At 39.6% G+C, this 6,285-nt stretch carries 6 protein-coding genes; 2 read left to right on the top strand and 4 right to left on the bottom strand.

The window, feature by feature from the left end; all coding sequences use genetic code 11:
* Window positions 1–34: 34 nt before the first annotated feature.
* Entirely contained in the window at window positions 35–226 is a 192-nt protein-coding gene (locus A9Y75_RS27710) for a hypothetical protein (RefSeq protein ID WP_143046429.1), read from the bottom strand.
* A gap of 346 nt (window positions 227–572) precedes the next feature.
* Here A9Y75_RS27710 and A9Y75_RS16230 point away from each other — a divergent pair, with 346 nt between their 5' ends.
* Window positions 573–896 (top strand): phasin family protein, encoded by a 324-nt coding sequence (locus tag A9Y75_RS16230; protein WP_071190559.1) that lies wholly within the window; start codon window positions 573–575, stop codon window positions 894–896.
* Window positions 897–976: 80 nt separating this feature from the next.
* The gene (locus A9Y75_RS16225) at window positions 977–1,507 is read left to right on the top strand and encodes an FKBP-type peptidyl-prolyl cis-trans isomerase (RefSeq protein WP_177176212.1); all 531 of its coding nucleotides are present in this window, start codon (window positions 977–979) and stop codon (window positions 1,505–1,507) included.
* Between the two features lie 44 nt (window positions 1,508–1,551).
* On the opposite strand, the gene dnaB is transcribed toward A9Y75_RS16225, so the two are convergent.
* From dnaB to gloB, 3 genes are all read right to left on the bottom strand, one after another.
* A complete protein-coding gene (gene dnaB, locus A9Y75_RS16220; RefSeq protein ID WP_071190557.1) occupies window positions 1,552–4,395 on the bottom strand; it encodes a replicative DNA helicase in 2,844 nt (947 codons plus the stop codon).
* A gap of 164 nt (window positions 4,396–4,559) precedes the next feature.
* On the bottom strand, window positions 4,560–5,018 hold the full coding sequence (gene rplI / locus A9Y75_RS16215) for a 50S ribosomal protein L9 (RefSeq protein ID WP_071190593.1): 459 nt from the start codon (window positions 5,016–5,018) through the stop codon (window positions 4,560–4,562).
* A 240-nt stretch (window positions 5,019–5,258) separates the two neighbouring features.
* Window positions 5,259–6,032: a hydroxyacylglutathione hydrolase gene (gene gloB, locus A9Y75_RS16210; RefSeq protein WP_071190556.1), complete on the bottom strand. Its 774-nt coding sequence runs from the start codon at window positions 6,030–6,032 to the stop codon at window positions 5,259–5,261.
* Window positions 6,033–6,285: the final 253 nt, after the last annotated feature.

Here is a 6,285-nt window from a genome sequence, read left to right as displayed (position 1 = left end):
TCAATAAACTTTTTTTGAACTTCTATATATAGATTTAGATAGACGAAGACACAAGCCTTGTCCGGTAAGGGATAATATCATTCATAGGGAGACACATCTCCCCCATAACCCACCCTAAAAATAGGTTAATGTCCCAATATGTGAAGCCAATCCCAGATTTTTCAGGATTATTACCGCTAAATCTGCCATAACCCAAAGTCTGCTTGTGTTTTAGTCTAATTTTCATAGATACAGCAGATTTCTGGTAAATAATGAAGTACAAAATTTTAGTCAAAGAATCAAGTATCAAGCAGGTTTTACTCCTGACTCCGGCTGTATGTGAAAAACCACAGCCTGTGACATGGGACGTTTTTTCGTAAATTTAGGAGGTGTCAGCGATTAAAAAATTTTAGTGCGTTGTAGCTGAGAAATCTGGGTTTAGCATTTCCACAACTACATCTTTTAATCTCTTATGTTTCCAAATTTGCCAAAATAGATCTGTAGGCTAGAATCACTAAGCTTCCAGCATAGCTGTGTTGGGTAGAGTAAGGAGTAAAGGTCTGCTAGTTAGAAACAATTAACAGGAAGATAGTATGGACAGCAACAACTGGTTGCAACAAATTATGATGCTGGGTCTTGGCACAACCTCTTTGGTAGCAGACAAACTCAAGGAAGTAAGCGAGGAACTGGTGAAGGATGGTAAGTTAAATCCTGAGCAAGCCAAATCGGTGATGGATGACATTGTAGAGCAATTAAAGTCAGAGCAAGGTAACTGGGACGTGCAAATGCAAAGACAAATGCGAAACATGATGCAAGATTTGGGGGTAGCTCGTCAGTCAGAGGTAGATGAATTACGAGGAAGAATAGACCGTTTAGAGCGTCAAGTGCGAGATTTGGAAAATAAGCTTTGGCGTTAGGTAGCCCGTTTCTGATTTAAACTGATTTTTGTGATGTTGGTAATCTGATTACTAAACTACCTATATAGGGAGTGCTAATTTTGAAAGGAATTTTACTTAGCGTTGTGTTTATGCTGGTATGTGTTGGAGCTTTGATACTAGCACAAGTTGGCGATTCTAAAAATATTGCGACTGCGTCTCAATTGACTCAAACTCTACCAGCATCTACTACGGTAATGGAAGAAAACAATAATCTGATAGCGAGCAATACTATGTCGGAAGCGAATGTCGTAGCTACTCCCTCTGGACTGAAATATGTTGAGTTAGCAAAGGGGGATGAAGAGGGAGCGACTCCTCAAAAAGGACAAACTGTTAAGGTTCATTATGTTGGTACGTTAGAAAATGGTCAGCAGTTTGATAGTTCACGCGATCGCCGCCAACCCTTCAAGTTTAAAATTGGGATCGGACAGGTAATCAAAGGTTGGGACGAAGGACTGAGTACGATGAAAGTAGGCGATCGCCGTCAGCTAATCATCCCTCCAGAGTTAGGTTATGGTCCGCAGGGTGCTGGTGGAGTCATTCCACCTAATGCTACTTTGCTTTTTGATGTAGAATTACTGGGTATTGAGTAATAACTAGGAACTGGGGACTGGTAAAACTTTTTCCCCATTCCCAATTAATAATTATTTGGTCGAGCTAGGTTTTTAAACTTTGTAAACTGCGGATCAAATAAAAGTTTAACTGTACCTGTTGGTCCGTTACGGTGTTTAGCCACTATTACTTCGGCTATTCCCCGATCTGGGGTATCTGGGGTATAATATTCATCACGGTAAAGCATGATTACTAAATCCGCGTCTTGTTCAATCGAACCCGATTCGCGTAAATCAGATAACATCGGGCGTTTGTTGGTCCGAGATTCTACGCCTCGACTTAACTGAGATAGGGCTATAATTGGTACAGATAATTCACGGGCTAAACCTTTGAGCGATCGCGTAATTCTGGATAATTCCTGAACCCGATTATCACCGCCTCCTTCCATTAATTGCAAGTAATCAATCACAATTAATCCCAATTGCATATTTTGTTCTGCTTGAAGTCGTCGCGCTTGACTCCGCATTTGCGTAACTGTGATATTGGCGGTGTCGTCAATAAAAATTGGCATATCGGAAAGATTACCAATTGCACGACTTAAAGGTTCCCACTGGGTTTGACTGATGCGTCCACTGCGTAAATAACTAGTTTCGATTCCTGCTTCACTGGCTAATAGTCGCTGTACTAGTTGTTCTTTGGACATTTCCAAACTAAAAACAGCGACTGGTAATTTGTAACCAGAGGCGATATTGTGTGCTAAGTTCAGGCAAAATGCCGTATTGTGAACACAAATATCATTAGCAATAAAGTTGTGTGTTTCGGGAATTGTTAAATCATAAACTTGTTTGTTACCAACTGGTTCAATAGAAATTATTTCATCCCAATATACATCACTATTTGCTAATTGCTGAAGTGGTAAATTATCTAAAGCAGTGGCTAAAATCCATAATCTTTCCCGTTTTAATGCCCGCTTACCGACATGGATATTTGTATAGCTTTTAATCCCAGCCCGTTGAGCTAAACTACTCCAAGTTTCGCTACCTTTAGCTACTGCTATCTGTTCCCAAATCTCTACAGGTATTAAGTCACGATTGGTTTGATATCTTTTTTGATATATTGCTTCTGTAACTTTTGCTAATGCTGCTTCTTTGCCAAAAATGCCAATTTCTGCAATGAAGTTTTTGATAGATAAAGCATCAGTAATATCTAATTGCCATGCTGGTCTACGAGTACTATTATATTTTACAGACCGTTTTTTCAAACCAGCAATAATTCCAAATCTTAATAACAGATGTTGAATTTGTCTTGCTAGTTTTTCGCTGACTGTACAATAACCTAATTGTGATTGACCACTATTAAGTAAAGTAGCCCAACCATCAGTAGAAAAGAGACGATTTAGAAACAATGATAATTGTGATTTTTCTAATTTAAAGACAATTGATGGAATAGTTTTAGCATGAGCATTTTTACCCCATAAACCTAATTTTTGTAACCAAATTGTCAAAGCATTTTTACTCGATTTGCTGATACTAGCAAATCTATGAGGTGCAAATTCTTCTAACTCCATTCCCAGAGTTTTACACAATAGCTGAAAAGTGTCATCATCGGGTACGCACTCTGCTTTCTGCCACATACAAAGTAAAGATGGAGTTACTCCTAGTTCATCGCTCAATTTTTTAGCAGATAATGAACGAGAACTAATAGCAATTTTGAGGCTTTCCGCAAAAAGCTGTCTTTGAGTAGCAATAAATTCCAAATCTCCGCGAACACATAATGAAGGTGTCCGTTGTCCTTGGGAATCTTCCCATCTTACTGACAAACCACCAAATTCAGTTACTGCTTGGGAAAACTCTGTTTGCAGTAATGGATTACTGTTTGTAAATCTAGGAGTGCTATTAGTTAAACCACCATCACCAATTAAATATCCTAATAATTTGACTTCACACTCGCGGATAGTTTCTGTACCAAACACATCTATTTTCCGAGGGATGGCAATCTTATTTCCAACTTGGAGATTTTCCAACCTCTGCCAACCTTTAATAGTTAAAAATGGGTGAGTAATTGTAGTTTCAATTGCCCGACCCAAGCGAGTTGTGACTCGGAAAACTGGTTTAATTCCATCATCTACAAATGCAGATGGTTGGGTAAAGGTCAATTTCCAATCATCATTTAATGTTAATAATGAACCTTGCCGTTGCTGATACAATTCTTCAATTGTGGAAATTTGTCCATCTGCTAAGACGATTTCTGAGTCATAACTCAGGCATTTACCCATTGATGGTCTACCAGCGACGATAATTAAATCAGAGCGCTGAAAACCAGTGGTCATAGCATCTAAATCATAAAAACCGCAGGGGATACCTGGTAAAGCGATGCCTTCATGTCGTTTTTCTACTTCTTGAAAGGTATTAATCAGGGTATCAGAAATGTGAACTAAACCTGATTGGGGTTTTTCTTGAGTAACGCCAAAAACTTTCTGTTCTGCTTGGTCAAGAACGATGGGTAATTCGGTTTCTGTCTCAAAACCAAGATGGACAATTTCATTACCAGCTTTAATTAATTGCCGTCGCAGGTATTTTTCAACTACTAATCCTGCCAAAGCATCAATGTTAACCGCTGAAACTGTGCGATCTACTAAAGTTGCTAATTTATTTCTACCACCGATGAGTGTAAGTTTGTCGTTATCAGTTAGCCAACTGGTAAGGGAAAGTAAGTCTGTGGGTTTACCTTGAGCGTGAAGACGCAGCGCTGCTTGATATATCTCTCTGTGAGCGCTAATGTAAAAAGCTTCGGGAAAGAGGCGATCGCTAACTCGAGTAATTGCTTCTTGATCTAGTAAGATTCCCCCCAAAATCGCTTCTTCAGCTTCGATGTTTTGGGGTGGGAGGCGATTACTAGCATTACTTTGAAAATTCAATTCTTCAGCCATAAGCGATTTTAGATTGTTAAGCAGGGTTTAACAATACAACCTTGCAATCCAAAATCTACGGTTGGAGGCTTTTGAGGCTATCTTAATTCCTACTTATTCCTCGCCTCAACCGTAAAAAAGGATAACCACAGATAACTCATCTGTGGTGACAAAGCAAGCATTAATTAGCTAGGAACTACTTCAATGTCAATTTGTACTGTTACTTCAGAATGCAGCTTAATTTCAGCTTTGTAAGTACCCAAGTGATTAATATCAGGAATTGTGATACCACGCCGATCTAATTCTTGACCAGTAGCCGCTTGAATTGCTTCGGCGATATCTTGGGTTGTAACTGTACCAAAGATAGCTTCGTTTTCACCAACTTGCTTGGCAATTTTCAAGCTACCAGCTTTTTCTATAGCTGCTTTTTGCTCTTCGGCTTGCGCTCTCAGTTCTAATTGCAACTGACGTTCTTTTTCGCGGCGGCGTTCTACTTGTTTGAGAATACCAGGGGTGGCATGAGTTGCCAATTTTTGGGGAATCAGATAATTACGCGCATAGCCGGGAGCTACGTCAACTAAGTCGCCGGATTTTCCCAGCTTGGTAATATCTTGATTTAAAACTAACTGCACACGTTTCGCCATCTTCTTGCGTTTTTCCTGTAAAATATGATTAATTTGGGTGTTAGTAGGATAGCTCACATGAGTGTAGCTTGACCCCAAGCGACTTTGCCAAAACCCCAAAGCTTACAGATCGTAGCGAAATGCAGGGGGCGATCGCAATACTAAAAAGCCAAAAACATTAAAAACCTGTTGGCATCAAAGAATTCTAGCAGGAAATTACGGTGGTTTGCGAACAAATTATTCTTCACTGCTGGCTAATTACTAAAATTTGTCTTTCATTCCGCGAATACGCGCAAAGGTTTGAATTGGCTCATTGCTGTTTGCAGCTAATTGTAATGATGGTTTATCCCAACGCAAAAAGGGATTGGTAAGCTTTTCGATTTCTAGTAGTGAGGGAATTGTAGCTTCTTGGCGATCGCGCAGAGCCTTGACTTGATCGAAACGTTTTTGTAAATCGCTGTTATCGCTATCAACGGTAAGAGCAAATCGCAAATTGCTTAAGGTGTATTCGTGGGCGCACCAAACACGAGTATTATCAGGTAAAGCTCGAAGTTTACTTAAGGATTCTACCATTTGGGCTGGTGTCCCTTCAAATAAACGACCGCAACCGCCAGCGAACAGAGTATCACCGCAGAATAATTCCCCTGTCTCCAGGGCTGTGACTGGTGGGAAGTAGTAAGCGATGTGAGCGCGGGTATGTCCGGGAACAAAAAATACTTCAGCAGTGCGATCGCTAAATTGTACGCGATCGCCTTGCTCCAAAAATACCTGCTGTCCAGGAATCCTTCCCCGATCTTCGATTCCACCATAAACTACTAATTGGGGGAATTCTTGCATTAACTGCTGATTAGCGCCCACATGATCTTGATGATGATGTGTGTTAAAAATTGCTACCAACTCAGCTTTAAGTTGTGCTAGTTGCTGTAAAACAGGTTCAGGCTCTGCTGGATCAACAACCGCAGCAATGTTTTGCTGTGAATCGTGTAGCAAAAATATATAGTTGTCAGAAAGTGCCTCAAGACGGATTACTTGCATTTTTTTGCCCTCTATTTAGTAAAAGTTAATACTGAACTTAACTCATTGTCCTAATAAGTACATAACTTCACACAAAATTTCAAATAATTATCGTCGCTTTAAATACAAATAAAACAATGTCTGGTAGAATATAAAATCATACCTTCTTAGTTATGCAATACTACCCAGGATAGCCATGATAGTATTTATATGTTTATGAAAGATATCTCCAATATTCGCAACCATAGAGATAAAATACGTACCTATTTCCAAT

This window comes from Trichormus sp. NMC-1, assembly GCF_001858025.1.
Classification (GTDB): Bacteria; Cyanobacteriota; Cyanobacteriia; order Cyanobacteriales; family Nostocaceae; genus Anabaena.
Note: the sequence above shows the minus strand (reverse complement) of the source record. Positions and strands in the feature narration are given on the sequence as shown.

Coding starts and splice junctions, on each gene's coding strand:
- A9Y75_RS27710 (WP_143046429.1), bottom strand. CDS start 226: ATGAAAATTAGACTAAAACACAAGCAGACTTTGGGTTATGGCAGATTT.
- A9Y75_RS16230 (WP_071190559.1), top strand. CDS start 573: ATGGACAGCAACAACTGGTTGCAACAAATTATGATGCTGGGTCTTGGC.
- dnaB (WP_071190557.1), bottom strand. CDS start 4,395: ATGGCTGAAGAATTGAATTTTCAAAGTAATGCTAGTAATCGCCTCCCA.
- rplI (WP_071190593.1), bottom strand. CDS start 5,018: ATGGCGAAACGTGTGCAGTTAGTTTTAAATCAAGATATTACCAAGCTG.
- gloB (WP_071190556.1), bottom strand. CDS start 6,032: ATGCAAGTAATCCGTCTTGAGGCACTTTCTGACAACTATATATTTTTG.